Origin of the sequence: Sulfitobacter delicatus (assembly GCF_900102535.1) — a bacterium.
Lineage (GTDB): Bacteria > Pseudomonadota > Alphaproteobacteria > Rhodobacterales > Rhodobacteraceae > Sulfitobacter > Sulfitobacter delicatus.
The window spans coordinates 107,375-132,699 of the sequence record NZ_FNBP01000009.1; the positions used below are offsets into that span (position 1 = coordinate 107,375).

Here is a 25,325-nt window from a genome sequence, read left to right on the forward strand (position 1 = left end):
CGATGGGCGATGAGGTGAAAACGGCGGCAGAGGTCTATGAGGCCGCAGCCCTGCCACGCATGTATGAGGTCCATACCGATCCGGACCAAGCGGGGTCCGGCGATTGTGCCTTACCCAAGGAAGTCACAGACAAGCCGTTGCGAGAGAAGTCTCCCGCACAATGGGCCTATGAGCGGGTGGTGCTCTACCTTCAGAAGTTCGAAGAGCAACTCGACAACGATCAAGAGGCAGCGATGGGCTTTGCCGGTGGGGACGCCGGGGTGCTGCGAATCGAAGGCATGGGCTATTTCGACCCTGATATCATTACATTTTATGGCACGGACCCGAATGGGGTGAAGGCACAGTTGGTGCAGCACGTAGGGCAGCTGAACGTCATGCTGCGCGCGCTGCCCAAGAAGACCCCGGATGCGCCGCCGAAACGCATTGGTTTTAGGCTGGTGGCCAATTTGGATGAGACTTAAACAGGCGATTCGCACGAGTAGTATCGCGGCGGGGGACTCTCCTATAGCGTGTACACTTAACTTGTGCCAGTCTGGAATACGTGACGCTTTGTCCACGTGACACCGTGTTACGAATAGGATACTCAGCGCGAAACACTGTCTTAGGGAGACGAAAATGGCTGAACATGAACATGGCAGCATGGATATCAACGCTCAAGAAAAGACCTTTGACGGGTTCATGAGCTTCGTTACGCGAAGCGTCGTTGTCATCCTTGCAATCTTGGTGCTGCTGGCGCTGTTTGCCGGGTGATGCCGCCATTCGCGTGTTCGGAAGGATCCGCCCTTTGAAGTCTATCTTGACCGCCCTTGCGCTGGTCGGGTTGCTGGCCGGCTGTTCGGTCGACCAGAATCCCGACAGCCCACTCGAAGTTGTTGCGGCTGCTGCATATCGCGCGCCTGAACCGCCTTCGCTGACCTTGATGACCATGGTGAACAACCGTACGGGCAGCGGCGGTCACACGGCGTTGATGGTCAATGGTTCGCAGCGGGTGATTTTTGATCCCGCAGGCTCCTTCCGCGACGCGCGCCTGCCTGAGCGGGGCGATGTCCTCTACGGGGTCACACCGGGTTGGCTGCAGGCCTATAAATCGGCCCACGCGCGCAGCACCTTTCACGTTGTGAGCCAAGAGATCCCGGTGAGCGCCGCGGTGGCGGAGCGTGCCTTGCAACTGGTGAGAAGCAATGGTGCTGTACCCGGCGCTTTCTGTGCGAATGCCACCAGTGGTATTTTGCAGCAGTTGCCGGGCTTTGGGGGGATCAAGTCCACCTTCTATCCCGTCAAGTTGCAGGACCAGTTTGAGACCCTGCCGGGCGTCACAACGACGAAGTACTACGAAGATGACGATGGCGATGTGATCGACGCCCTGCGCGCGACACAACTGGCCCGGCAGTAACGCCCCGGTTCATCCCAGCAGAAACAACATACCATAGAGCGTCGCGGCCCCAGAGAGGATCGCGGCGAGCACGTTCTTGGTGGCCAGCCCGACCCCCAGTGTGACCACCGCTGCGCTCACGCGCGGCAGGTCGAACTGACCATCGGTGCCTGCCGGCCAGATCACCTGCGGGGCCACAAGCGCGGGCAGGATCGCCACGGCGGTATAGCGCAGGTGCCGCAAGAGCCACGCCGGCATCTGTCGGTTGCCCACCAGCCCGGTAAAGACGAACCGCAGGAAAAAGCTGCCAATTCCCAGCCCAATGATCACGATCCAAAGTGACGTTCTGTCGATCATCATGTCGCGCTCCCCGGCTTCGTCCGTTCCATCCAGGCCTCTACCTGCGCGCCGGTCATCATGCCTGCCAGGCCGGCAATGATCAGTCCAAGCGCATAGGGGACGTTAACCGCGATGAGGCTTACTATCACTGCCACCAATGCCGCCGCCACATGGGCCAGCGTGCGAAACATCGGTGCGATCATGGCGAGGAAGGTAATCGGAATGGCAAAGTCCAGCGCCCAGCTTTCCGGCACGCTTGAGCCCACCAGCGCACCGATCAGCGTGAAGATATACCAAAGCGGCACGACGGGGGTCACTGTTCCAAAGAAATAGGCCATCCGCTGAGGCACGGTCATCTGCGGTTCACGCTCATATTGCGTCATTGCCGCGACGTAGGATTGATCCACGGTCAGATAGGCCGCCAGCGCCCTTTGCCACAGCGGCGCGCCCCCGATCCACGGCGTCAGAGAGGCCGAATACATCGCCATACGCAGGTTCACCGCCAGCGCAGAGGCCAGCACGATTGCCGTCGGCACATCTTCTTGCAGCAACTGCAGCGCGGTAAACTGCGCCGCCCCGGCGATTACCACGATCGAAAAGGTCAGCGCCTCTACCACATTCAAGCCCGCTTCGGTGGCCAGCAGGCCAAAGAGCAACGCAAAGGGAATAATCACCAGAATAAAGGGCAGTGCGTCGACGATACCCTTGCGGTAGGCAGATTTGGTGGTGGTGATGGCCATGACTAACTCTTAAATAGAATGTCAAAGGCTTAGACCTAACCGGAAGGGGATACAATTGGCCCGCGATAACGATCTCTCTGATTATCTGATCGCCCCCGATCCTGCGGCGGCCCGCCTGACCCGGGCTGTGCGTGGTGTGGACCACACCGGGGCCGAGACTGAGATCAATGTGGTTGAGGAGCGTCCTTTGACGATTTTCCTCAACCGGCAAGAGATCGTGACTGCCATGACCATTGGCGACTACCCAGCCTATCTCGCGCTCGGATTTCTGCGCAACCAAGGCATGCTGCGGGTCGATGAAGAGATCACCGGCGTCGACTATGACGAAGAGCTAGAAACGGTCGTCGTTCGCACCAAACGCGCCACCGACTACGAAGACAAGATGCAGCGCAAGACCCGCACCAGCGGCTGCGCTGTGGGCACCGTCTTTGGCGATATGATGGAGGGACTCGCGGATGTGAGCTTGCCTGACACATCAGTACGCACCTCGGACCTCTACGCGCTTGCGGCCAAGATTAACCGCACGCCGAGCCTTTATCTTGAAGCCGGGGCGATCCACGGCACGGTACTATGCCAAGGCGACCGGCCATTGGTCTATATGGAAGATGTTGGCCGTCACAATGCGGTGGACAAGATCGCCGGATGGATGCTCTCCGAAGGGGTGAGCGCCGAGGACAAGGTGCTTTATACCACGGGGCGGCTGACCTCTGAAATGGTGATCAAGACTGCGATGATGGGCATCCCGGTGCTGGCTTCGCGCTCTGGCTTTACCGCTTGGGGGGTGGAGATCGCGCAGCAGGTGAACCTCACGCTAATCGGTCGGATGCGCGGGCAGCGCTTTACCTGTCTGGCAGGCGAGGGGCGGTTGATCCGCGACGCGAACCCGACCCAAGTCGCCGAAGAGCCGCGCAAAAGCGGGCGCAAGGGCGCAAAGGATTAACGCATGAAACAACCACTTGGCGTCATTCTGGCGGGCGGTCAGGCGACACGTATGGGCGGCGGCGACAAAGGGCTGCTGCCGCTGGGGCAGGGCACATTGCTGTCTTCGGTGATCGACCGACTGGAGCCGCAAGTGGCCTGGTTGGCGTTGAACGCGAACGGCGATCCCACACGTTTTTCTGACCTGAACCTACCTGTGCTGCCCGACAGTATCGAAGGCTTTGCCGGGCCGTTGGCCGGCGTGCTCGCGGGGTTGGACTGGGCCGCCGAGCAGGGGGCCGACACGATTGTCACTGCCGCTGCGGACACGCCGTTCTTTCCCTGCGATCTGGTCCCACGCCTGTTGTTGGCAGCCGACAGCATGGCGCATCCCTTGGCGCTGGCGGCAACGCCCGACGCCAAACGCGGCAGTGCACGGCATCCGACCTTTGGCCTCTGGCCCGTCGCCCTACGTGACGATTTGCGCGCTGCGCTGCAGGGCGGGTTGCGCAAGGTGGTGCTTTGGACTGAACAGCACGACGGACGCGAGGCGATGTTTCCAGACGAGACGGCGTTTTTCAATGTGAACACGCCCGAGGATTTGGCGAAAGCAGAGGCGATGGCATGAGGGTTTATGGCGTCGTCGGTTGGAAAAACGCGGGCAAGACCGGGTTGATGGAACGCTTGGTGGCCGAGATCACGGGGCGCGGCTTCACCGTCTCCACCGTCAAACACGCGCATCACACATTCGATGTGGACCACCCCGGCAAAGACAGCCACCGCCACCGCATTGCCGGCGCGCGCGAGGTGTTGCTGGCCTCGGGCGCGCGCTTTGCTTTGATGCATGAATTGCGCGGGGCAGAAGAGCCGCCGCTCGAAGCGCATCTTGCACGTCTCTCGCCGGTCGATCTCGTGTTGGTCGAAGGCTACAAGCGTGACGCGCACCCCAAAGTGGAAGCCCATCGGGCCGAGACGGGCAACGCGCTGATTGCGCCGGATGATCCGACGGTGCGGGCTGTTGCCAGCGATGTGGTGCTGGAGTTGGATCGACCGGTGTTCGACCTCAACGACACCAAAGCGGTGGCGGAGTTTATCTTGCGGGAGGTTGGCTTGATCACCGCGCCTGCGAAGCCCGCGACAGCCGCCCCACCGCCCTTGCGCAATGACTGTTTCGCCTTGCCGCCCGGCGTGCATTGGACCCCGGTGAACGAAGCCTTGGCTCTGCTAAAAGACCGGCTCCATGCCGTTACGGAAGAGGAGAGCCGACCCGCCGCTGATGCCGGCGGGCGCATTTTGGCGCAAGATGTCACCGCCTCGCGCGCCAACCCACCGCTGCCCAATACCGCCGTTGATGGCTATGGCTTTGCCGGCGGGCGCGGTGAGGGACTGCATGAAATGCCCTTGGTCGCAGGACGGGCTGCTGCGGGGGATCGGCCGGGGGCTGTGCCTGCGGGGCAGGCGATCCGGGTGCTGACGGGCGCGGCGCTGCCGGAGGGGGTCGACACGGTGATCCTGCAAGAAGACGTGACTGCCGATGGCGGTACCCTTCGATTCAATGGGCCGGTGAAACAAGGTGCCAACACGCGTAAAGCGGGGGAGGACGTGCAGGCGGGGGACGTGATCCTCTCCGCTGGCGCGTGCGTCGGTCCGGCGGAGCTGGCGCTCTTGGCAGCGGCGGGAGTAGCCGAGGTCCGATTGCGCAAGCGGTTAAAGGTGGGTGTAATTTCCACGGGCGATGAGTTAGTTGAAATGGGATCAGAGGCTCGAGACGGGCAAATCTATGATGCCAACCGTCCGATGCTGCTGCAACTGGCCACAGACTTCGGACATGAGGCCGTTGATCTGGGTCGGGTGGCCGACAATCGCGAAGAGCTTCGGGCGCGGCTGGATGCCGGAGCGGCAGAGGTCGATGTGATCCTGACCAGTGGCGGTGCTTCTGCGGGAGACGAGGACCATGTCTCTGCGCTACTTACCGAAGCGGGGGCAATGCAACTGTGGCGGATCGCGGTAAAGCCTGGGCGGCCTTTGGCTCTCGGGATGTGGCAGGGCGTGCCGGTTTTTGGTCTGCCGGGCAATCCGGTGGCGGCGATGGTCTGTACGTTGATCTTTGCGCGGCCCGCGATGGCGTTGCTCGCCGGGGCCGGCTGGGAGGAACCTCAGGGGTTCGACGTCCCCGCAGCTTTTGAAAAGCGCAAGAAGCCCGGACGGCGCGAGTATCTGCGCGCGCGGATGCGTGGTGGTCGGGCAGAGGTTTTTGCGTCCGAGGGCTCGGGCCGGATCAGCGGGCTCAGCTGGGCCGAAGGGCTGGTCGAACTGGACGAGGCCGCACGGGACATCAAGCCCGGCGCCATGGTGCGCTTCATCCCCTACGGAAGCTTCACCGGCTAGCCTGCTTCAGTCGAACGTCCCGGCACAGCGGCCCAGCAGCATAAACGCGCGGGCAGTACGGGTGTCTGCGAGGGCCGAGATTTCCTCATCCGTCGCGTGTTTTTCGAACTCGGCAAAGGTCCGGTCGAAGCGACGCAGGAAGTGATGTGCTGCGTCGCGGAAAATCGGATCTTGCCGCATGCGGGCATTCGCCAATGCCAGAGAGGACCGATCGCGGATGCCACCCAGAGGGGCAATCGTCCGACCCCGCGCACCACCTGCGAACTGACGCCAGACCTCGGGGCGGGCGCGGTCGGGGCGCAGGTCGTCCATATAGATGCCGTCTTGGCTTAACAGGGTCAGCACATCTTGGGCAGCCTGCACAAGCTGCGCGGCTGAGCGGTCTTTCAGCGCACGGCGCAGGGCGTTGAAGCCGGCCTGATCCTCCGCAGTTTCGGGGAAGTTCAGCGCACGGGTGAAATCCTCCGCCGACAGCGGGGCGGACATGTCGCTGGCCTGCGTACCGAGTGCCAGCGTCGGCTGTTCTTCGGGGGCAGGGGGCTGCGGCGCCGGTGCTGCTGCTGGGGCAGGGCGGGGGGCGTCTTCGTGCGGGCCATGAAGATTGGCGAGGGCAATTTCAGTTTTGCGAGCACTGGCGACCAGTTCGTCCAATTTGCGGGATAGATTGCTCTCAGTGCCGCCTTTGTTGCCCTGTTGCTGGCCGATGTAAGCATAACGGATTGCGTCAATCGCGGTTTGCAACCGCTGGCTTTCCTCGCGCATCACCTTGCTCGCACGGGCCGCCGTGGCTGCAACCCAGATCATCGCAACCGGCAGGAAGACGGCGAGCATGGTCATCAGGAAGCGCAGCCCGCCGTCGCCCGTCTCTTCTGCACCCTCAGGCATCAGGAACAAAAAGAACACGCCAGCACCGAGCAGCCACAACGCGCTAAGCACGATGGCGACCACTTCGATCTCGGTAATAGCGCCACCCTTGGGCCGGTCATAAACGCCGAGCGTCGCAGGCCGGGGGCGGGCATTGGCGGGGGCGCCGCCGTCGCCATGGTCGGCAGGCGGCGTCTGGTTCGGGTCTGTCATCTGTTCGCTCCTAATCAGGCGTAGACGATTTTAACGACCTCGTAGGATTTCAAACCACCGGGGGTGCGGACCTCGACGGAATCACCTTCTTCTTTACCAATCAAAGCCCGCGCAATGGGCGATTTGATGTTCAAAAGGCCCTTTTCGATATTGGCTTCGTATTCGCCAACGATCTGATAGGTCTTTTCTTCTTCGGTGTCTTCGTCAACCAGCGTTACCGTCGCGCCGAACTTGATCGAGCCGGACAGTTTCTTGGGGTCGATCACATCGGCGAGCGAGATCACGCCCTCCAACTCTTTGATGCGCCCTTCGATGAAGGACTGCTTTTCCTTAGCGGAATGATACTCGGCATTCTCCGACAGGTCGCCATGTTCACGCGCTTCGGCGATGGCTTTGATGATGGCAGGCCGCTCCACCGACTTCAGATGCTTGAGTTCGACTTCGAGCGCGGTGTGCCCGTCGCGGGTCATCGGGATCTTTTCCATGGCGGTGTGCCTACGTAATGAGGGCCGCACCCGGGGTGAGCCGGGAGGCGGCCGATTGCAGTGTCAACTTGCCAGATACCTGACCCAAACTGCCCCCCGATTGCAAGGGCTAAGCGGTTTGCGCATCGGCGGTTGCGCGCCATCAGTCGTATTGGACGACCTCATATTCGATCCCATCGGCGTCATGGAAGTAGAACCGTTGGCCCGGCTCATAGTCGGCGTGGTTTTCTGGTACGAATCCCTGCGCCTGCACTGCCTTTTCGGTGGCGTCGATGTCTTCTACGACAACGGCGACATGGTTCAGCCCGCCAAGAGTGTGATAGCTGCTGGCTTTCGCCTCGGCTGTGCGGCCTGGGTTGTATAGGGCGACATAACGGTCTTCCGTCCCGACATGTTTGGTATGGCCGCCTGCCATCGCATCGCCCTCCCATCTGATATGCCAGCCAAAGACGTCCTGCATCCAGGCGGCAGTCGCCGCGGGGTCAGAGACGGTGAAATTCGCGTGTTCGAGTTGTGCTGGCATGACTTTTCCTTTGTCAGTTTTCTTGTGCCACTTAAGGCTAATTGCTAAACTTAACTTTAGGTCAAGGGATTTTCGGAGGGGAAAGTGGCTGTAAATGAAGGGCTGTCGATTGGGGCTTTGGCCAAGCGCACGGGGCTCGCGGTCTCGGCCATCCGCTATTACGAGGCGCAGGGGCTGATCGCGCCGTGGCGCAACGCGGGCGGCCAGCGGCGCTTTGACCGGGCCGATCTGCGGCGGCTGAGTTTCATCATGATCGCGCAGCAGTTCGGTTTCACCCTGCCGCAGATTAAAGCCGAATTGGACCAACTGCCGGGTGGGCGCACGCCGACCAAGGCCGATTGGACCCGCATTTCCCAAAGCTTTCGCGCCGCCTTGGACGCGCGCATCACCACGCTGACCAAGCTGCGCGACAACCTTAATGGCTGTATCGGCTGCGGCTGTCTGAGCCTCGAAGCCTGCGCCCTTTATAATCCTGTCGATCGCGCAGGTGAAAAAGGCCCCGGACCGCGCTATCTGATGGGGGACGAACCGGCGGCCTGAAGGGTCGCGCGTCATGTTATGTCGCCAGACCGATGTTTTGCGCAATAAACGCAGGGTCGCGATTGCATTGCGTGCGGCGGTGGTTTAGCCAAATCCAAACCGAATTTGCCGTGAGGGAGCACCACAATGGCCGAGATTGAACGCGAAGCGATGGAATATGACGTTGTGATCGTCGGCGCCGGGCCTGCTGGCCTGTCGGCAGCGATCCGGCTCAAGCAATTGGACGCCGATTGCAATGTTGTGGTGTTGGAAAAAGGCTCCGAAGTGGGCGCGCATATCCTCTCGGGCGCGGTGCTCGACCCCTGCGGCCTTAACAAGCTGATCCCCGACTGGAAGGAAAAGGGCGCGCCGCTGAACGTGCCAGTGAAGGAAGACAACTTCTACGTTCTGGGCGAGGCGGGCAAGCTGCGCCTGCCGAACTTCGTCATGCCCCCGCTGATGAGCAACCACGGCAATTACATCGTCTCCATGGGCAACGTCTGCCGTTGGATGGCCGAACAGGCCGAGGAACTGGGTGTCGAGATTTTCCCCGGGATGGCGTGCTCCGAACTGGTCTTCGGCGAGAACGGCGAGGTCAAAGGTGTCGTCGCGGGCGAGATGGGCAAGAATGCCGACGGCACACCGGGGCCGAGCTACGAGCCCGGCATGGAACTGCACGGCAAGTATGTCTTCCTCTCCGAGGGCGTGCGCGGCAGCCTGTCGAAGCAGGTGATCGCGAAATACGGTCTCGACGCGGATTCCGAGCCGCAGAAATTCGGCCTCGGCATGAAGGAAATCTGGGAGATCGATCCCGCCAAGCATAATGAGGGCGAAGTCACCCACACGATGGGCTGGCCGCTGGGCACGAAGAACACCGGCGGGACGTTCATCTACCACCTCGATAACAATCAGGTCTACGTGGGCATGATCGTCGATCTGAATTACAAGAACCCACATCTCTATCCCTACATGGAGTTCCAGCGGTTCAAGCATCACCCGATGGTGGCCGAACTGCTCAAGGGCGGCAAACGCGTGGCCTATGGCGCCCGCGCGGTGACCAAGGGCGGTTATCAGTCCATGCCCAAGGCGGCCTTCCCCGGCGGCATGTTGCTCGGCTGCTCGGTCGGGTTAGTGAACCTGCCGCGGATCAAGGGCAATCACAACGCCATGCTTTCGGGCATCGCGGCGGCCGAAGCCGCGCATGAGGCGATCGCGGCGAACCGTGGCGGTGACGTGCTTGATAACTACGACGCGGAACTGCGCAATGGCGCGGTCGGCGATGATCTCAAGCGGGTGCGCAACGTCGCGCCTCTGAACGGACGGTTCGGCCTGCTGGGCGGCCTAACCGTGGGCGGCTTCGACATGTGGACCAACACGCTGGGCTTCTCGCTGCTGGGCACGTTGAAACACGGGAAGTCCGACGCTGAGGCGACCGAGCCTGCCGACAAGCACAAGAAGATCGATTACCCCAAGCCCGACGGCAAGCTGAGCTTCGACCGTCTGACCAACGTCGCCTTCTCCTTCACCAACCATGAGGAAAGCCAGCCCGCGCATCTGACGCTGAAGGACCCTTCGATTCCGGTGCAGCACAACCTGCCGAAATACGCGGGCCCCTCGGCGCGCTATTGTCCGGCGGGGGTCTATGAATTCGTCGAGGACGAAAAGACCGGCGAGACGCGCTTCCAGATCAACTTCCAGAACTGCGTGCACTGCAAGACCTGCGACATCAAGGACCCGGCGCAGAACATCGTCTGGACCACCCCGCAGGGCGGCGACGGGCCGAACTACCCCAATATGTAAGACGCCAATTACGGCTCACTTAAAGGACCGGCATGCACCTGCGTGCCGGTCCTTTTGCGTTCGGGTCGGCGAAAACCTGTTCGCAGGTCGCTTGAGCAAGTGCGCGCCATTGCGCCCGGGCGCTAGTCTGATAGCCTGAGCGCAAAGCGATAAGAGGCGGTTTGCATGTTTCGGAATGTCCTAGGTTTCACCAGCGTTGCGGCGCTTTGCATCGGCCTGTCTGCGCCGCTCATGGCGCAGTCGATCGCCGGGCCCTATCTGGCCGGGCGCCATGCGGCGGTGAACAGCGACTACCCCGAGGCCGCCCGCTACTACACCGAAGCACTGGCGCGTGACCCCAAGAACGTGGAGTTGATGGAAAGCGCGGTGCTGTCCTATCTCTCGCTTGGCCGCGTCGACAAGGCGTTGCCCTTAGCGCGCAATATGGTGACGATCGGCACCAAGAGTCAGGTGGCCGAGATGACCCTCGTGGCCAATCTGGCGAAAGAAGGCGACTACGAGGCGCTGCTAGAGCGTGACAGCGACGCCATTGGCCCTTGGGTCGGCGGGCTGGTGCAGGCTTGGGCGCATATGGGCGCGGGCGATGTGACCTCCGCCATGAAAGCCTTTGACAGCCTAAGCGAAGAAGCCGGCATGCAGGGGTTCGTGATGTATCACAAAGCCTTGGCGCTTGCGAGCGTGGGCGACTTTGAAGGCGCAGAAGCCATCTTTGCTGGCGACAATGCAGGCGCCGCGGCCCAGACCCGGCGCGGGGTCATGGCCTATGCGGAAATCCTCGGCCAGTTGGGCAAGAATGACGAAGCATTGGCAGTGCTGAAAGACGGGTTTGGCGACGACACGGATCCAGAGATCGACGCGCTGATCGCGCGGCTCGAACAGGACGATGCGGCCCCTTTCGAGCATATGCCCGACGCAACGGCTGGCATGGCCGAAGTCTTCTTTACCTTCGCCGCCGTGTTGCGCAATGAGGCGGCCGGAGATTACTACGTCCTGCTTTATTCCCGCATTGCGCGTTACCTGCGTCCTGACCATATCGACGCGCTTCTGTTGACCGCGAGCCTGCTGGAAAACCTTGGCGAACATGAGTTGGCCATCGCTGAATACAAAGCGCTCCCCCCCGACAGTCCGGCCTATCACGCTGCCGAACTGGGCCGCGCTGAAGCACTCCGTCGCTCGGGCAAGACTGAACAGGCTATCGAAGTGCTGGAGCAGTTGGCACGCAGCCATGGCGATCTGGCTGTTGTGCATTCAACGCTGGGCGACATTCTGCGGGCCGAGGAAGACTACGACGCTGCGATTGCTTCTTACGACAAGGCGCTGGATCTGACATCTGATGGAGCGCGCGCCCGTTGGGTGCTCTATTACGCACGGGCCATTGCCAAGGAACGCAGCGGCGACTGGGACGGTTCAGAGGCCGATTTCCGCGCCGCGCTTGAGCTCAATCCGGAACAGCCTCAGGTGCTGAACTACCTTGGCTATTCGCTGGTTGAGCAAGAACGTAATCTCGACGAAGCGCTCGACATGATCGAACGCGCCGTCGCAGCCAGCCCCGAAAGCGGCTACATCGTCGATTCACTGGGCTGGGTGTTTTACCGGTTGGGCCGCTATGAAGAGGCGGTTGAGCAAATGGAGCGGGCAGTGGAGTTGGAGCCGGTCGACCCGGTGGTCAATGACCATCTGGGCGATGTCTATTGGGCGGTCGGACGCCAGCGCGAAGCCGAGTTCCAATGGCGTCGGGCGCTGTCGTTTGTCGATAAGAGCGATGCCGACTCTGAAGCCGATCCCGAGCGTATGCGCCGCAAGCTGGAGGTCGGTCTTGATGCTGTTCTGGCCGAAGAGGGCGCCGCGCCGCTGAAGGTTGCCGCTGACGAATGAGCCACGCGGATAGGACGGACCTGCCATCGCGTCCCGGCGCCGCTGGCAGTCGGATGGCTTGGGCCAAAATCAATCTGACCCTTCATGCCACCGGCCAGCGCTCCGACGGCTATCATCTGCTCGATTCGCTGGTCGTTCGCGCGGGGATCGGGGATGAGCTGCGGGTTGCACCGAGCGACCGTCTCAGTCTGACGATCAGCGGGCCGGGGGCAGCCGGTGTGCCGACCGATGCACGCAATTTGGTTTTGAAGGCTGCTGCGTTGTTGGATGCAGATCAGGGTCGTGGCGCAGCTTTGCATCTGGTTAAGAACCTGCCTGCGGCCGCCGGCATTGGGGGAGGTTCTGCCGATGCCGCAGCAGCATTGCAGCTACTGGCTGCGCATTGGGATTTGGTCTTGCCTGAGAACTCTGCACAACTCGGCGCGGATGTCCCGGTCTGCCTAGCAGACGGCCCGCAACGTATGCGCGGCGTTGGCGATTTACTGACACCGCTGCCGGCGTTGCCCGCGTGTCACCTCGTGCTGGTGAACCCCCGCGTCGACGTGCCCACGCCAAGCGTCTTTGCGGCTCTAGACAACAAAACACAGCCTGCGATGCCAGAGGTCCTCCCTGAGTTCTCCGCTCTGGCCGAGTTTGTCGATTTCCTTCGCGGCCAACGCAATGATCTCGCCGCGCCAGCTATCGCGCGCGCACCGGTGATCGCGGTTTGCCTCGAAGCGTTGGATGACGCACTTCTGGCCCGAATGTCAGGCTCCGGTGCCACCTGCTTTGGGATCTACGAAACGACTGCGCAGGCTGAAGCAGCGCGGGCCCGCATCGCGGATGCCAAGCCAAATTGGTGGGTCGCTACTGGCCCGGTCTTAGGCGCTTAACTGATCCGGCTCACAACGTAGTCGGCCAGATCACTCAGCATATCTTTCAGCTCATGATCGGGCAGGGGGGTGAGAGCTTTCTTGGCTTTCTCCGCCCACTCCCGCGCATCGCGTTGCGTTGCGGTGAGGGTGTCATGCTTGCGCAGAAGAGCCAGCGCGTGGTCGAGATCGCCCTCGTCCTGACGGCCCTTTTCAATGGTCCGGGTCCAAAAGGCACGCTCTTCCGCGTTGGCTTTGGCCACGGCTTTGATCACCGGCAGGGTCAGTTTGCGCTCTCGGAAATCGTCGCCCACGTTTTTACCCGTCGCGCCGGTATCGCCTTGATAGTCGAGCAGATCGTCGACGATCTGAAAAGCGACGCCAAGCGCGTCGCCGTAGTCAAATAGGGCGCGCACCTGATCTTCGGGCGCATCGGCGATGACACCACCGACTTCCGTCGCAGCAGAGAACAGTGCCGCGGTTTTGCCGCGCACCACTTGCAGGTAGACCGCTTCATCGGTTGCTAGGTTCTGGGCCGCAGTCAGTTGCAGCACTTCGCCTTCCGCAATGGTCGCGGCTGCGTTGGACAAGATGCGCATGACAGGCATGGAGCCCGGCTCGGTCATCAACTGAAAGCTGCGGGCAAAGAGGTAGTCGCCCACCAGCACGGAAGACTGGTTGTCCCACAGCAGGTTCGCCGTAGGGCGTCCCCGCCGTTGAGCGCTTTCGTCAACTACGTCGTCATGCAGCAGAGTGGCGGTATGGATAAACTCCACCGTGGCGGCTAGATGCACGTGATAGGGGCCGGTGTAGCCACACATCCGCGCGGCAGCGAGGGTGAGCATCGGGCGCAGACGTTTGCCACCGGCTTCGACCAGATGTGCGGTGACTTCGGGGATGCGGGGCGCGTGTTTTGACGCCATACGCTCGCGGATCAGAGCGCTGACAGCCTCCATATCCTCGCTCAGATAGGCCGCCATGCGGTCGTGCGGTTTGTCCTTCACATCACTTTTCATCATACTTCTCCGCGTCAGGCTCGACACGCCGCCGATCCGGCTCTACATCTTTGATATGAAGGAACTTTTGCGCAGCACCGACATGACCATAATCGCCTTTGCCTCCGCCCTTCTCAGGGGGGAGGATATAGCCTGCTTTGAAATGGACGTAAACATGAGCGTGCTCGAAGGCGGCATCGGAATTTTCCCGCGCCGGCTGATGGTGCACCCCAATGACCATGACGCTGCCGTAAAGGTGATGCGGGACAATGAAATTCCCCTCGGGCTGTGAGCCTTTTCGCTGACGAAGATTTGACCTGCGACGCCTTTCTGGGCGGTAAATTGCACCTCTGGCAGCCACGCCGGGGCCGGGGTTATCGCGCGGGGGTAGACCCGGTTCTATTGGCTGCGAGCGTGCCCGCCCTGGCAGGGCAAACGGTGTTGGAGCTGGGCTGTGGTGCCGGAGCTGCGGCGCTTTGTCTCGGGGCGCGGGTGCCGGGGCTGAGCCTTACGGGATGCGAGTTGCAACCGGCCTATGCGGAACTGGCCCGCCGCAACGGGGGAGGGGTGCTGGAAGTGGTTGAGGCCGATATCACAGACATGCCCCTGCACCTGCGCGATCGGCAATTCGATCACGTCTTGGCCAATCCGCCCTATTTCGACCGTGCTGCTTCAATCCAGTCGCATGACCCGGGGCGCGAGACGGCGCTCGGAGAAGCGACGCCGTTGCGGCAATGGGTGCGGGTGGCTGCTAAACGGCTGAAGCCCAAGGGACATTTGCATTTCATCCACCGAGCAGAACGGCTGCCTGAACTGCTCGGCGCGTTGCCGCACGAGATGGGAACGATCGAGGTGCTGCCTTTAGCGCCGCGTCCGGGGAGGCTGCCCGAATTGATTCTCCTGCGGGCACGCAAGAACGGGCGCGGGGCCTTTCGGCTTTATAACAGTTACGTGATGCATGAGGGTGTGCGGCACGAGGGTGATGGCGACAGCTATGTTCCCGAGATCAAAGCCGTCTTGCGCCGCGGCGCGCCGCTTATTTTTCCCGCGCCTTAAGCAATTTTTTACCAACTGCGCCCCTATGCTGCGGTGCTGCGTGACTTGTGGGTCGCGCTGTGGTCCACTGAATTTCTAAACACCCACCATGGAGGATTGTATGGCTTTGAACGCACATCTGGACACCTTGAAGCGGAAGCATCAGGCGATGAGTGAGGCGGTTGAAAATGCCCAACGCGCCCCCGGCGTGGACGATCTACAAGTGGCTTCGATGAAGAAAGAAAAACTGCGTCTGAAAGAGGAGATCAATCGCCTGTCTGCCTAATTACAGACGCAGAAAGTAATTGCACCTGCCGGATCGCTAAAGCGGTCCGGCAACCTTGGTGTTGAGTATCGCCTACTGCCCTGCGATTAGCGAGGCGTCTGGTCATCTGCGAGCGCAGGTGAGGCGGGTTTGGATAGGCTCGCGCGCGCGGCGATCAATGCGCCTCCCGTGATGAGCAACGCTGCCCAGAAAAGGGTTGCACTGGCCGCAGCGGCGCCAGCAACCACCAAAACAATCGTCGACAACAATGGCGCGGCATAGGAGCTTGTGCCGAGAAGTTGAATGTCGCCCCGCTTTACGCCGATATCCCAAACGTAAAAGGCCAGTCCTACCGGCCCAAGGCCCAGTCCCGCGATGGCGGCCCAGCCGAGCGCATGATCGGGCAAGATGGTCTCTTCGAACAGCAAATGCAGCGGGAATGATAGGGCGGCGGTTGCGAGGCAAAAGACGGCTACACTGGCAGTGGGGGCCGATCCAACGCGGCGAGACAGGACAGAATAGCCTGACCACGTCAGCGCGCAGAGCAATGCCAAACCGTATCCGGGAAGATGCGCGGCCGAGAATCCTTTGCCCCCGCCCGCAATAATCAACGCCGCCCCGGCAAAGCCTAGGACGGCCCCGATCACATGGCCGCGTCGAAGCTGTTCGCCGGGCAGGAGGCCAGAAAAAACCACAATGAGCAGCGGCCAGAGATAGGCAATCAGCCCCGCCTCCGCCGCCGGGGCCAGCCGCAGCGCCGAGAAATAAAGCGCGTGGTAGCCAAACAGGCCGAGCGTGCCGAAGGCATAGACCTTAAGCGGTACTTTTCGCAGTTCCCCGGCGGTGCCGCTGGCAAGGGTCCAGATAAGCCCCAACGTGCCCCCGATGGCGAAACACAGCGTATTGAGCAGCAGGGGCGGGGTCGGGGCCGAGCCGACTGTGAACAGCGCGAGAAGCGCCCAGAGCAGGACGGCGATGAACCCGATTGCGGTGGCCTTTTGGCGGCTCATGGTCTGCTCCTTCATTCCGTCCCGCGGGTATGCGCGCTGAGGTCTGTTGGGGCAAGCCATAGAAAGCTAGCAAAATGAAAACGCCCCCGCGGAAGTACGCGAGGGCGCTAGTTTGAACGCTACCTGTCGGGAGATCTCAGACGACGAATTGTGCGCCGTTGGCCGAGATTGTCGAGCCATTGATGAAGCCTGCGTCGTCGGAGACGAGGAAGGCCACCGCGCGGGCGATTTCCTCCGGCTCACCCAGACGGCCAGCGGGGATCTGCGCGATGATGCTCTCGCGGACCTTTTCCGGCACGGCCATGACCATATCGGTCGCGATATAGCCGGGGCAGACCGCGTTTGCAGTGATGCCTGCGCGCGCGCCTTCTTGGGCCAGCGACTTCACAATGCCCAAATCGCCCGCCTTGGTCGCTGCATAGTTCACCTGCGCGAACTGCCCTTTCTGGCCGTTGATAGAGGAGATCACGACGATCCGTCCGAACTTACGCTCACGCATGCCGGGCCAAACGGGATGGATGGTATTGAAAACACCGGTGAGGTTGGTCGCGATGACCTCGTTCCACTGATCCGGTGTCATCTTATGGAAGGGCGCGTCGCGGGTGATGCCCGCGTTGGCGACGACCACTTCAATCGGGCCCAACTCGGCTTCGACTTTCTCGATGCCCGCTTTCGAGGCCTCGTAATCTGCCACGTTCCATTTGAAGGTCTTGATGCCGGTCTCTTCGGTGAACTTTACCGCGGCGTCGTCATTGCCAGCGTAAGTCGCGGCGACGGTATAGCCCTTGTCTTGCAGAGTTTTCGAGATCGCCGCGCCAATGCCGCGGCTCCCCCCGGTGACCAATGCGATACGTGACATAATTCCCTCCCTCAAGGTAACGTTATTGCAAATGCATGTTTCGGCGCGCAAGAAAGTTGCGCGCCGAATATAGTCTTAGGGGCGCTCAAGGCACATGGCAACACCCATCCCGCCGCCAATGCACAAGGTCGCCAAACCTTTTTTAGCGCCGCGACGCTGCATTTCAAAAAGCAGGGTGTTGAGCACGCGTGCACCGGAGGCGCCAATGGGGTGGCCGATGGCGATAGCGCCGCCGTTCACATTGACGATCTCGGGGTCCCAGCCCATCTCTTTGTTCACTGCACAGGCCTGTGCGGCGAAGGCTTCGTTGGCTTCCACAAGGTCAAGATCCTCGGGCTTCCAACCGGCTTTTTCCAACGCCTTGCGCGAAGCATAGACCGGGCCGACGCCCATGATCGACGGGTCAAGACCGGCGGTCGCATAAGAGGCGATTCGTGCCAGTGGCGTGATGCCGCGTTTCTCGGCCTCGTCGGCGCTCATCAGCAAAGCACCAGCGGCGCCATCGTTCAGGCCGGAAGCATTGGCCGCTGTGACCGACCCTTCTTTGGTGAAGGCTGGGCGCAGCTTTTGCATTGCTTCGATGGTGGCGCCGTGGCGGATGTACTCATCCTGATCGACAACCGTCTCACCTTTGCGGGACTTGATTGTGTAACCGACGATCTCATCCTGGAACTTGCCAGCCTTCTGAGCGGCTTCGGCTTTGTTCTGCGAGGCGACGGCAAATTCGTCCTGCTGGTCGCGGCTGATCTGCCATTTTTCGGCAACGTTCTCGGCGGTCTGACCCATGTGGTAGCCGTTGAATGCATCCCAGAGACCGTCGCGGATCATCGTGTCGATGAACTGCAAATCACCCATCTTCTGACCCGAGCGCAGGTTCTGCGCATGGGGGCTCATGCTCATGTTTTCTTGCCCACCAGCGGCAACGATGCTCGCGTCACCCAGTTGGATGTGCTGGGCAGCCAAGGCAACGGCACGCAGGCCAGAGCCACATACTTGGTTGATGCCCCAAGCAGCGCTTTCTTTCGGCAGGCCCGCGTTGATATGCGCCTGCCGCGCCGGGTTCTGGCCCTGCGCTGCGGTCAGAACCTGACCGAGAATGGTTTCCGACACTTCGCTCGGGTCGACACCTGCGCGCGCGACCAGTTCTTTGAGCACGGCCGCGCCCAGATCATGGGCAGGGGTATTGGCAAACGCCCCGCCGAAACTGCCCACGGCTGTGCGGGCGGCGGATGCGATGACGACATTGGTCATGGTTTGAATTCCTCTATCTGACTGGGGCAGGAGGTCACCGCACGGGCTGCTGTCAGCCCGAAGCTCTCCTCCCCTATACGTCAGTGATAGCGGATGTGCTGCAACGCGGCAACTGAGCAGGCCAAGTCGTGCCGCTGTAGGCGCAAAATGACGTTAACCTGCAGCGCGGTTTTGGCCGGATTTCAGCCAGTCAGGCCGGGTTGTCGGAGCAGCGTAGTAATAGCCCTGAAGACAATCGATGCCCATCTGGCTGAGCACTGCTGCATCTTCGGCGTTCTCCACACATTCAGCGACGGTCAGCATGTCGAAATGGGTGGCAATAGAGACAAGGGCCGCCGTCAGGGCACGGTTGTCGGGGTCATGAGCGATACCCTTGATGAACTGCCCGTCGAGTTTGAGGATGTCGAAGTAGAAATCTTTGAAATAGCGGATCGCCGTATGGCCCGCGCCAAAGTCATCCATGGCAAAGCAGATACCGTGCGGCTGCAACTGATCCATGAAGTCGGCGACCAGTTCGGGTACCAGCATGGCCGAGCTTTCCGTAATCTCGAGGATCAGTCGCTCGCCAATTGTCGCATCACGGTCGAGCCATCGGCGCAGCATGCGATTCCATGCCTGATAGCCGATAGAACGCGCTGACATGTTGATCGACAGGCGCAGCCCGGGATTGTCGTGCAAAGCGCTCAGCCCCATGCGCAGCGCCAGCACGTCGATCTGCCGCCCGGTCTCGTTGTCTTCGATGGAGGACATGAAATCCTTGGCGGGAATGATGCGACCTGTCGCGTCGAGCACACGGATCAGCCCTTCGTAAAATGCCACGCGGGTAGGATCGCTTGCCCGCATCACCGGCTGAAAGGCCAACAGAGTTTGTTTATGTGCAATCGCCTCGCGCACCATGTCGAGCGTCGCGCCGTCGCGCTGTGTGACCGCGTGATCGAGCGGGCTTTGTGCTCCGGGGGGCATGTCGGCAATACGGCGTTGGAATCGACGGGTCACATGGGTACTTTCTGGCTGACTTCGCCAAAGGTATGGGCGAGAAGATGATAACACGGCCTTAATCAGCGGCGATTTCACGCCCGGCCAGCCGGGAGGGGGCGAGATGCAGCGTTGCGACTGGGCCGGGGATGATCCGATCTATCAGGCCTACCACGACACGGAATGGGGCGTACCGGAGTATGACAGCCGCGCGCTGTGGGAGAAGCTCGTTCTGGACGGGTTCCAGGCAGGGTTAAGTTGGATCACGATCCTTAAAAAACGCGACAATTTCCGTAGTGCTTTCGCCGGGTTCGATCCGCATCAGATCGCCGAATGGGGGGAGGCGGATATTCAGCGGCTGCTGTCTGACCCGGGAATCATCCGCCATCGTGGCAAAATCGAAGCCGCCATCACCAATGCCCGGGCGTGGCAAGAGATTGAGACGCGCGAGGGGTTTGACCAGTTTATGTGGCGCTATGTCGACGGTGTGCCGTTACAGCCCGCCTTTGCCACACAGGCCGATGTGCCGCCCAAAACAGCGCTTTCGGAACAGGTGAGCAAGGATCTAAAGAAAGCCGGATTCAAGTTCTGCGGGCCGACGATCACCTATGCGTGGATGGAGGCCTGCGGGTTGGTCAATGACCATATCCTGACCTGTCACCGCCACGGACCATGTGCTGCAATGGCGGGCGAGGGCGGGGCGGCGCTTGGCGCGAAAATCGCCCGTTGACTCCCTGCCGCAGCACCGTATAAGCGCCCCTTCATTGGTGTTGGTGGACCCCGCAAGGGGAACCCTGTCGGGCTTCGGCCAAAGGACAACGCCCTTTACCGCCCCTCGGGGCCTTATAAAGGAGATCAGCCGTGACCAAACGCACAGCTGCCAAGCACAAACTCGATCGCCGCATGGGCGAAAACATCTGGGGCCGTCCGAAGTCCCCGGTGAACCGCCGCGAATACGGCCCCGGCCAGCACGGCCAGCGTCGTAAGGGCAAGATTTCCGATTTCGGTATCCAGCTGCGCGCCAAGCAGAAGCTCAAGGGCTACTATGGCGACCTGACCGAAAAGCAGTTCCGTCGCATCTACGGCGAAGCCGAGCGTGTTAAGGGCGATACCGGTGAAAACCTGATCGGTCTGCTTGAGCGTCGTCTCGACGCCGTTGTTTACCGCGCCAAGTTCGTGCCGACTGTTTTCGCTGCACGCCAGTTCGTGAACCACGGCCACGTCAAAGTGAACGGCCGCAAGGTCAACATCCCCTCCTACCGTGTGAAAGAGGGTGACGTGATCGAAGTGCGTGACCGTTCCAAGCAGTTGGCCTCCGTTCTGGAAGCCGTTCAGCTGCCCGAGCGTGACGTGCCGGACTACCTCGAGACAGATCATTCCAAACTGACCGCAACTTTCGTACGCACGCCCGGCCTGTCCGACGTGCCGTACCCGGTCGTCATGGAACCGAATCTCGTCGTGGAATTCTACGCGAAGAACTAAGGGTTCTTTCGATCCAAGTGCTTTGGGGCCGTGCGGTATATCACCGCGCGGCCCTTTTCTTTGTGCGGTTGCCGTGCTGCCCAGATCACAACCGCCACCCGCAAACTTGCTGTGGCATCACTGCGGCGCCCCCGCTAGAAGGTCAGCAGTAGCGTGAGGATAAGAGCGAGATGACACAGATCGCACCGCAGCCGGGTATTATGGAGATTGACCTCTACCAAGGGGGCGCGGCGCATGTCGCGGGCCTTGAGAATGTGGTCAAACTCAGCTCGAACGAAAACCCGCTTGGGCCGAGCCCCGCCGCGGTAGAGGCCTATCGCCGCGCCGCCTATGATCTGCACCGCTACCCGTCGTCCGACCATGGTGCGCTGCGCGGTGCCATTGCCGAGGTGCTCGGGCTCGACGCCGAGCGGATCATCTGCGGTGCCGGGTCGGATGAGATCATCGCCTTTCTCTGCCAGGCTTATGCTGGGCCGGGAACTGAAGTTGTGCATACCGAACACGGCTTTGCCATGTACCGCATCTCCGCTCTGGCCGCGGGTGCGACACCTGTTGAAGTGCCCGAACGTGAGCGGGTCACCGATGTCGACGGGATCCTCGCCGCCTGTACCGATGCCACGCGGCTGGTGTTCATCGCCAACCCCAACAACCCCACCGGCACGATGATCGGACTGGCTGAGTTGGAACGTCTGGCCGAAGGGCTGCCGCCGCAAGCTCTGCTGGTACTCGACGGTGCCTATGCCGAATATGTCGAAGGCTATGATGGTGGCGCGGAACTGGTTGATCGCCGGGATAACGTTGTGATGACGCGGACTTTCTCGAAACTTTACGGTTTGGGCGGGCTGCGGATCGGTTGGGGCTATGGACCGGCCCATGTGATCGATGTGCTGAACCGGGTGCGTGGGCCTTTCAATATCTCCCAAGCCGCGCTCAACGCCGCTGAGGCTGCGATCCGTGACCGGGTTTACACCGACCATTGCCGGGCCGAGAACGCCCGCTGGCGCGGTTGGCTAGCGGATGCCTTGGCCGAGATCGGCGTGCCGTCGGACGTCTCCTGCGCCAACTTCGTGTTGGCCCGTTTCGCCAATCAGGCCGAGGCCGAGGCCTGTGATGACTACCTGAAGACTCAAGGGCTGATCGTGCGCCGCGTTGCTGGCTATAACCTGCCGCAATGCCTGCGTATCACTGTGGGCGATGAAAGCGCCTGCCGCCGCGTGGTTCACGCAGTGCGGCAGTTTAAGGGGGTGCGTTGATGGCGCAGGTCTATGGCAGGGTCGCCCTGATCGGGCTGGGGTTGATTGCCTCCTCGCTGTTCTGGGCGATCAAACGGGGCGGTTTGGCGGGCGAAGTGACCGGCTATGCCCGCAGCGATGAGACCCGCGCAACTGCGCGCGAGATTGGTCTTTGCGACCGGGTTTGCGACACGGCGGCCGAGGCCGTAGCGGGCGCCGATCTGGTGGTGCTCTGCGTACCGGTGGGCGTCATGGGCGCGGTCGCTGCTGAAATTGCGCCGCATTTGGCCCCCGGGGCGACCGTGACAGATGTGGGCTCGGTCAAGGCCGATGTCATCGCACAGGTCGGCCCGCATCTGCCCAAAGGCGTACATTTCATTCCCGGCCACCCGCTTGCGGGAACCGAGCATTCCGGCCCGCGCAGTGGCTTCGCTGAGCTTTTCGACAACCGCTGGTGCCTGTTGGTGCCGGTTGAAGGCACGGATGTGGAGGCCATCGCACGGCTGCGCGCGCTCTGGGAAGGGGCGGGTGCCCATGTCGAGGAAATGGACGCTGAGCATCATGATCTGGTCCTTGCTGTCACCTCCCATGCGCCGCACCTCATCGCCTACACGATGGTTGGTGTGGCCGATGATCTGCGGCGGGTGACCGATAGCGAGGTGATCAAATATTCCGCCGCCGGTTTCCGCGACTTTACCCGGATTGCTGCCAGCGACCCAACCATGTGGCGCGACGTGTTCCTCACCAACAAGGACGCGACGCTGGAGATTCTGGGCCGCTTCACTGAGGAGCTTTTTGCTTTGCAAAGGGCGATCCGCACCGGCGACGGCGACCACTTGCATGCCTATTTCACCCGCACCCGCGCAATCCGGCGGGGCATTATCGAGGCCGGGCAGGACACCGATGCGCCAAACTTCGGCCGGGGCGGGCCGAAGCCATGAAATCTTGGGCCGCCGCATGTTTGATCTTGGTCGGACAGGTGGCCGCCGCGGCCGGGCCGGAAAGCTCTATCCGGCCTGAACTCCGACGCGGCACCGGCACAGTGCCCGTCATCGTTGCGCCCTCGGGAGCTTTGCCCAAACCTGCCCGCGACCCCGCAGCACGCGAAGCCGTCGATGGCGGGCGCGGTTTGGGCTTCTCCCTCCGTCCCTTCCTGCGCAGCCGCAAGGTTGAGAAGGCCGCCCGCGCGCGGCGGGCGCTGCTGGCGAAGGGTGCGGTTTGCGGTGATCTGGCAATACAAGGCGAAGCGGTGGGCCGGGTGCGGGGGCGGATCAGCGGCTGCGGGATCGAAAACGCGGTCAAAGTACGTTCCGTCTCGGGCATTCGGCTTAGCCAGCCTGCGGTGATGGACTGCACCACAGCCAAGGCGCTCGACAAATGGGTGCGGCAATCGGCGGTCCCGGCCTTGGCCAACCAAGGGGGCGGGCTGAAAGGGTTGCGTGTGGCCGCGCATTACATCTGCCGAACCCGAAACAACCGCAAGGGCGCGAAGATTTCAGAACACGGCAAAGGCCGCGCCATCGACATTTCGGGGTTTCAGTTGGCAAACGGCAGCACGGTCTCCGTGCTCAAAGGCTGGGGGGCGCGCTCCAGCAGCAAGGCAATGCGCCGGATGCACAGGGGGGCCTGCGGCCCCTTCGGCACGGTGCTCGGCCCCGAAGCAGATCGCTATCACCGCGATCACTTTCACTTCGACACCGCCCGCTATCGCAGCGGCAGCTACTGCCGCTAAGGGTGACTTAAGGCTGTATCAACCGTGGTGCAGGGCCGAGCGGAATGCCGGCCAAAGCCATCTCGCCTTGGGTAATGACCAGATCAAGATCGAGTGCACCTGCCGTCCCACTTCGGTTTTCCAATACACGCAGAACGGTGTCGACCTGAGCGCGCATAGACGAAGGCAACAGCGCGGCGCGTTCCACAGCGTCCAGCAGTTGGGACCAATTCGTAATCCTTAGGCTAAGCGTCCCATCGGGCCGCCCTTCGGCGTCAAAAGACAGCGCGCCTTCAGCGGCCAGTGCCACATCGCCCCATGTCGCATCAATGTTTTCGATAGAGAGAGCCCGTACCTCTGGGATCGTTCTCTGCATCACAGTATGGCGGTCCAACGGCTTGGCAAGTGACACGGCCATGCGGGCCGAGAGGATGGGCGGGCCAGCCGCGTCGCCTAGTACCTTGCGCAACAGCGGTCCGGGTGTGATGCTCCCGGGTAATAGCGCGATGCCGTAGTCGGTCGCGGCATCCGAAGACTGCTGAACAACTGCGCGCGGCTCTTCGGCCTCAAGCAGCAGGCCGTCTGGCCCATCAACCTGCATCTGCGCGCTGCGAATCTGCATCCCCTCCAGCTGCAGCGCCAGCCCTGGATGCAGTGACAGATCGGCGCGCATGTCCCGGAGATTAAGCTCAAGCGGCAAGGCGCCCGCGCGCAGTTCAACCCGTGCCACGGGTGCCTGAACAGCCAAATCCCCCGGCCACCAGACGGGGGCAGAAAGGTCGAGTTGCGGTGCCTCTACTGCAAAATCCTGCTTAGGGTCGGCCAGCGACAGGCCGCTCAACCGGTTCTGCAAAAGCAGCGGAAATCCGGCCTTACTGATGTCCTTGACGGTCACCTCCCAGCCTGCCTCCCGACGGTCATCAAAGGCCCGCGCTAGCACGTTTTGCATCTGCGTCGTGGCCAGCATCCACCATGCGCCCCAGAGCGCTGCCAGAATAATCAGCAGCCAAATCATTTTGCGCATCGCGATAGCCCTTCAAATCGTGCTCCAGATGCGGTTTATCCAAGGTCAGCAGAAAGGACCAGCAAGATGGCAATGTGGGTATTTGGCTATGGCAGCCTGTTGTGGAATCCCGGTTTCGAGGTAGCGGAAAGTGTGATCGCCACACTGCCGGGCTATGCGCGGTCCTTTTGCATGCGCTCGATCCATCATAGGGGCACGGTAGAGCAGCCGGGGCTGGTACTCGCGCTCGACGCCTCCGTGCGCTCGGCGTGCGAGGGCATGGCAATGCGGGTGGCCGAAGGGCAGGAGGCGCAGACGCTGGACTACCTGCGGGAGCGCGAGTTGATCTCTTCGGCCTATGTCGAGAAGAACCTGACCGTGCATCTGACCGATGGGCGCGATGTAGAGGCAGTGACCTATGTGATCGACGCCGAGCATGATCAGTATTGCGGTGGATTGCCCCTCGAAGAACAGGCCCAGATCATCGCGCGCGCAGTGGGCGGGCGGGGACCGAATACCGAGTATCTCATCAACACCGCTGTGCACCTCTCCGAAGTCGGTCTACATGATCCGGCGCTCGAATGGCTGCATGATCGCGTGAAGGCGTTAGCCTCATAAAA

At 61.5% G+C, this 25,325-nt stretch carries 30 protein-coding genes; 19 read left to right on the plus strand and 11 right to left on the minus strand.

From position 1 onward, the window contains the following. Nucleotides 1–2: 2 nt before the first annotated feature. The 3 genes from BLS57_RS14870 (at nucleotide 3) to BLS57_RS14880 (ending at nucleotide 1,393) form a co-directional block, all read left to right on the plus strand. Complete coding sequence (locus tag BLS57_RS14870) at nucleotides 3–461, plus strand: DUF6173 family protein (RefSeq protein WP_093743500.1); 459 nt, start codon at nucleotides 3–5, stop codon at nucleotides 459–461. A 154-nt stretch (nucleotides 462–615) separates the two neighbouring features. Beyond that, nucleotides 616–750, plus strand: a complete 135-nt coding sequence (locus tag BLS57_RS14875) for an aa3-type cytochrome c oxidase subunit IV (RefSeq protein WP_093743501.1) — start codon at nucleotides 616–618, stop codon at nucleotides 748–750. A 34-nt stretch (nucleotides 751–784) separates the two neighbouring features. Then, nucleotides 785–1,393, plus strand: coding sequence for a hypothetical protein (locus BLS57_RS14880; RefSeq protein ID WP_093743502.1), 609 nt, complete (start codon nucleotides 785–787; stop codon nucleotides 1,391–1,393). A 9-nt stretch (nucleotides 1,394–1,402) separates the two neighbouring features. Here the strand turns inward: BLS57_RS14880 and BLS57_RS14885 are convergent, their stop codons facing one another. After that, on the minus strand, nucleotides 1,403–1,729 hold the full coding sequence (locus tag BLS57_RS14885) for an AzlD domain-containing protein (protein WP_093743558.1): 327 nt from the start codon (nucleotides 1,727–1,729) through the stop codon (nucleotides 1,403–1,405). Further along, nucleotides 1,729–2,451, minus strand: coding sequence for an AzlC family ABC transporter permease (locus tag BLS57_RS14890; protein WP_093743503.1), 723 nt, complete (start codon nucleotides 2,449–2,451; stop codon nucleotides 1,729–1,731). The genes BLS57_RS14885 and BLS57_RS14890 overlap by 1 nt, the downstream gene beginning before the upstream one ends. A gap of 49 nt (nucleotides 2,452–2,500) precedes the next feature. Between BLS57_RS14890 and fdhD the strand changes: the two genes are divergently transcribed. Genes fdhD through BLS57_RS14905 form a run of 3 tightly spaced genes read left to right on the plus strand, consistent with a single transcriptional unit; the run spans nucleotide 2,501 to nucleotide 5,757 of the window. Further along, the gene (fdhD, locus tag BLS57_RS14895) at nucleotides 2,501–3,391 is read left to right on the plus strand and encodes a formate dehydrogenase accessory sulfurtransferase FdhD (protein ID WP_093743504.1); all 891 of its coding nucleotides are present in this window, start codon (nucleotides 2,501–2,503) and stop codon (nucleotides 3,389–3,391) included. Between the two features lie 3 nt (nucleotides 3,392–3,394). Then, on the plus strand, nucleotides 3,395–3,997 hold the full coding sequence (gene mobA / locus BLS57_RS14900; protein WP_093743505.1) for a molybdenum cofactor guanylyltransferase MobA: 603 nt from the start codon (nucleotides 3,395–3,397) through the stop codon (nucleotides 3,995–3,997). After that, nucleotides 3,994–5,757: a bifunctional molybdopterin-guanine dinucleotide biosynthesis adaptor protein MobB/molybdopterin molybdotransferase MoeA gene (locus BLS57_RS14905; protein WP_093743506.1), complete on the plus strand. Its 1,764-nt coding sequence runs from the start codon at nucleotides 3,994–3,996 to the stop codon at nucleotides 5,755–5,757. Before mobA ends, BLS57_RS14905 begins: the two co-directional genes overlap by 4 nt. Nucleotides 5,758–5,763: 6 nt before the next feature. Here BLS57_RS14905 and BLS57_RS14910 read toward each other — a convergent pair whose 3' ends face one another. The 3 genes from BLS57_RS14910 to BLS57_RS14920 form a co-directional block, all read right to left on the minus strand. Next, nucleotides 5,764–6,834 (minus strand): hypothetical protein, encoded by a 1,071-nt coding sequence (locus tag BLS57_RS14910; RefSeq protein ID WP_093743507.1) that lies wholly within the window; start codon nucleotides 6,832–6,834, stop codon nucleotides 5,764–5,766. A gap of 14 nt (nucleotides 6,835–6,848) precedes the next feature. Next, complete coding sequence (gene greA / locus BLS57_RS14915; protein WP_093743508.1) at nucleotides 6,849–7,319, minus strand: transcription elongation factor GreA; 471 nt, start codon at nucleotides 7,317–7,319, stop codon at nucleotides 6,849–6,851. 142 nt (nucleotides 7,320–7,461) lie between these two features. Then, nucleotides 7,462–7,842: a VOC family protein gene (locus BLS57_RS14920; RefSeq protein ID WP_093743509.1), complete on the minus strand. Its 381-nt coding sequence runs from the start codon at nucleotides 7,840–7,842 to the stop codon at nucleotides 7,462–7,464. Nucleotides 7,843–7,926: 84 nt separating this feature from the next. Here BLS57_RS14920 and soxR point away from each other — a divergent pair, with 84 nt between their 5' ends. The 4 genes from soxR (at nucleotide 7,927) to BLS57_RS14940 (ending at nucleotide 12,908) form a co-directional block, all read left to right on the plus strand. Further along, the gene (soxR, locus tag BLS57_RS14925; protein WP_093743510.1) at nucleotides 7,927–8,382 is read left to right on the plus strand and encodes a redox-sensitive transcriptional activator SoxR; all 456 of its coding nucleotides are present in this window, start codon (nucleotides 7,927–7,929) and stop codon (nucleotides 8,380–8,382) included. 126 nt (nucleotides 8,383–8,508) lie between these two features. Beyond that, the gene (locus BLS57_RS14930; RefSeq protein WP_093743511.1) at nucleotides 8,509–10,161 is read left to right on the plus strand and encodes an electron transfer flavoprotein-ubiquinone oxidoreductase; all 1,653 of its coding nucleotides are present in this window, start codon (nucleotides 8,509–8,511) and stop codon (nucleotides 10,159–10,161) included. A gap of 165 nt (nucleotides 10,162–10,326) precedes the next feature. After that, nucleotides 10,327–12,036 (plus strand): tetratricopeptide repeat protein, encoded by a 1,710-nt coding sequence (locus tag BLS57_RS14935; RefSeq protein ID WP_093743512.1) that lies wholly within the window; start codon nucleotides 10,327–10,329, stop codon nucleotides 12,034–12,036. Further along, nucleotides 12,033–12,908, plus strand: coding sequence for a 4-(cytidine 5'-diphospho)-2-C-methyl-D-erythritol kinase (locus tag BLS57_RS14940; RefSeq protein WP_244153699.1), 876 nt, complete (start codon nucleotides 12,033–12,035; stop codon nucleotides 12,906–12,908). Before BLS57_RS14935 ends, BLS57_RS14940 begins: the two co-directional genes overlap by 4 nt. On the opposite strand, the gene BLS57_RS14945 is transcribed toward BLS57_RS14940, so the two are convergent. Continuing rightward, nucleotides 12,905–13,903, minus strand: coding sequence for a polyprenyl synthetase family protein (locus BLS57_RS14945; protein WP_093743514.1), 999 nt, complete (start codon nucleotides 13,901–13,903; stop codon nucleotides 12,905–12,907). The two genes, BLS57_RS14940 and BLS57_RS14945, sit on opposite strands and share 4 nt — an antisense overlap. 55 nt (nucleotides 13,904–13,958) lie before the next feature. Here BLS57_RS14945 and BLS57_RS14950 point away from each other — a divergent pair, with 55 nt between their 5' ends. The 3 genes from BLS57_RS14950 (at nucleotide 13,959) to BLS57_RS14960 (ending at nucleotide 15,203) form a co-directional block, all read left to right on the plus strand. Continuing rightward, nucleotides 13,959–14,174, plus strand: coding sequence for a putative signal transducing protein (locus tag BLS57_RS14950; protein ID WP_093743559.1), 216 nt, complete (start codon nucleotides 13,959–13,961; stop codon nucleotides 14,172–14,174). Continuing rightward, nucleotides 14,171–14,938 (plus strand): tRNA1(Val) (adenine(37)-N6)-methyltransferase, encoded by a 768-nt coding sequence (locus BLS57_RS14955; protein ID WP_093743515.1) that lies wholly within the window; start codon nucleotides 14,171–14,173, stop codon nucleotides 14,936–14,938. Before BLS57_RS14950 ends, BLS57_RS14955 begins: the two co-directional genes overlap by 4 nt. Before the next feature lie 100 nt (nucleotides 14,939–15,038). Beyond that, entirely contained in the window at nucleotides 15,039–15,203 is a 165-nt protein-coding gene (locus tag BLS57_RS14960) for a YdcH family protein (protein ID WP_093743560.1), read from the plus strand. Between the two features lie 86 nt (nucleotides 15,204–15,289). Here the strand turns inward: BLS57_RS14960 and yddG are convergent, their stop codons facing one another. From yddG to BLS57_RS14980, 4 genes are all read right to left on the minus strand, one after another. Then, nucleotides 15,290–16,192 carry an aromatic amino acid exporter YddG gene (gene yddG, locus BLS57_RS14965; RefSeq protein ID WP_093743516.1) on the minus strand — a complete coding sequence of 301 codons (903 nt, stop codon included), beginning with the start codon at nucleotides 16,190–16,192 and terminating at the stop codon, nucleotides 15,290–15,292. Between the two features lie 136 nt (nucleotides 16,193–16,328). Further along, on the minus strand, nucleotides 16,329–17,051 hold the full coding sequence (phbB, locus tag BLS57_RS14970) for an acetoacetyl-CoA reductase (protein WP_093743517.1): 723 nt from the start codon (nucleotides 17,049–17,051) through the stop codon (nucleotides 16,329–16,331). Nucleotides 17,052–17,126: 75 nt separating this feature from the next. Continuing rightward, nucleotides 17,127–18,302, minus strand: a complete 1,176-nt coding sequence (locus BLS57_RS14975; RefSeq protein ID WP_093743518.1) for an acetyl-CoA C-acetyltransferase — start codon at nucleotides 18,300–18,302, stop codon at nucleotides 17,127–17,129. A gap of 153 nt (nucleotides 18,303–18,455) precedes the next feature. Continuing rightward, complete coding sequence (locus BLS57_RS14980; protein WP_244153700.1) at nucleotides 18,456–19,298, minus strand: EAL domain-containing protein; 843 nt, start codon at nucleotides 19,296–19,298, stop codon at nucleotides 18,456–18,458. A gap of 103 nt (nucleotides 19,299–19,401) precedes the next feature. Here BLS57_RS14980 and BLS57_RS14985 point away from each other — a divergent pair, with 103 nt between their 5' ends. From BLS57_RS14985 to BLS57_RS15005, 5 genes are all read left to right on the plus strand, one after another. After that, a complete protein-coding gene (locus tag BLS57_RS14985) occupies nucleotides 19,402–20,007 on the plus strand; it encodes a DNA-3-methyladenine glycosylase I (protein ID WP_093743519.1) in 606 nt (201 codons plus the stop codon). A 131-nt stretch (nucleotides 20,008–20,138) separates the two neighbouring features. Continuing rightward, nucleotides 20,139–20,759 carry a 30S ribosomal protein S4 gene (rpsD, locus tag BLS57_RS14990; protein WP_093743520.1) on the plus strand — a complete coding sequence of 207 codons (621 nt, stop codon included), beginning with the start codon at nucleotides 20,139–20,141 and terminating at the stop codon, nucleotides 20,757–20,759. A gap of 170 nt (nucleotides 20,760–20,929) precedes the next feature. Further along, the gene (gene hisC, locus BLS57_RS14995; protein WP_093743521.1) at nucleotides 20,930–22,012 is read left to right on the plus strand and encodes a histidinol-phosphate transaminase; all 1,083 of its coding nucleotides are present in this window, start codon (nucleotides 20,930–20,932) and stop codon (nucleotides 22,010–22,012) included. After that, nucleotides 22,012–22,932 carry a prephenate/arogenate dehydrogenase family protein gene (locus BLS57_RS15000; protein WP_093743522.1) on the plus strand — a complete coding sequence of 307 codons (921 nt, stop codon included), beginning with the start codon at nucleotides 22,012–22,014 and terminating at the stop codon, nucleotides 22,930–22,932. The genes hisC and BLS57_RS15000 overlap by 1 nt, the downstream gene beginning before the upstream one ends. Beyond that, nucleotides 22,929–23,723: an extensin-like domain-containing protein gene (locus tag BLS57_RS15005; protein ID WP_093743523.1), complete on the plus strand. Its 795-nt coding sequence runs from the start codon at nucleotides 22,929–22,931 to the stop codon at nucleotides 23,721–23,723. Before BLS57_RS15000 ends, BLS57_RS15005 begins: the two co-directional genes overlap by 4 nt. Before the next feature lie 7 nt (nucleotides 23,724–23,730). On the opposite strand, the gene BLS57_RS15010 is transcribed toward BLS57_RS15005, so the two are convergent. After that, nucleotides 23,731–24,726, minus strand: coding sequence for a DUF2125 domain-containing protein (locus BLS57_RS15010; RefSeq protein WP_093743524.1), 996 nt, complete (start codon nucleotides 24,724–24,726; stop codon nucleotides 23,731–23,733). 66 nt (nucleotides 24,727–24,792) lie between these two features. Here BLS57_RS15010 and BLS57_RS15015 point away from each other — a divergent pair, with 66 nt between their 5' ends. Continuing rightward, complete coding sequence (locus BLS57_RS15015; protein WP_093743525.1) at nucleotides 24,793–25,323, plus strand: gamma-glutamylcyclotransferase; 531 nt, start codon at nucleotides 24,793–24,795, stop codon at nucleotides 25,321–25,323. The last annotated feature ends 2 nt before the right edge of the window (nucleotides 25,324–25,325 follow it).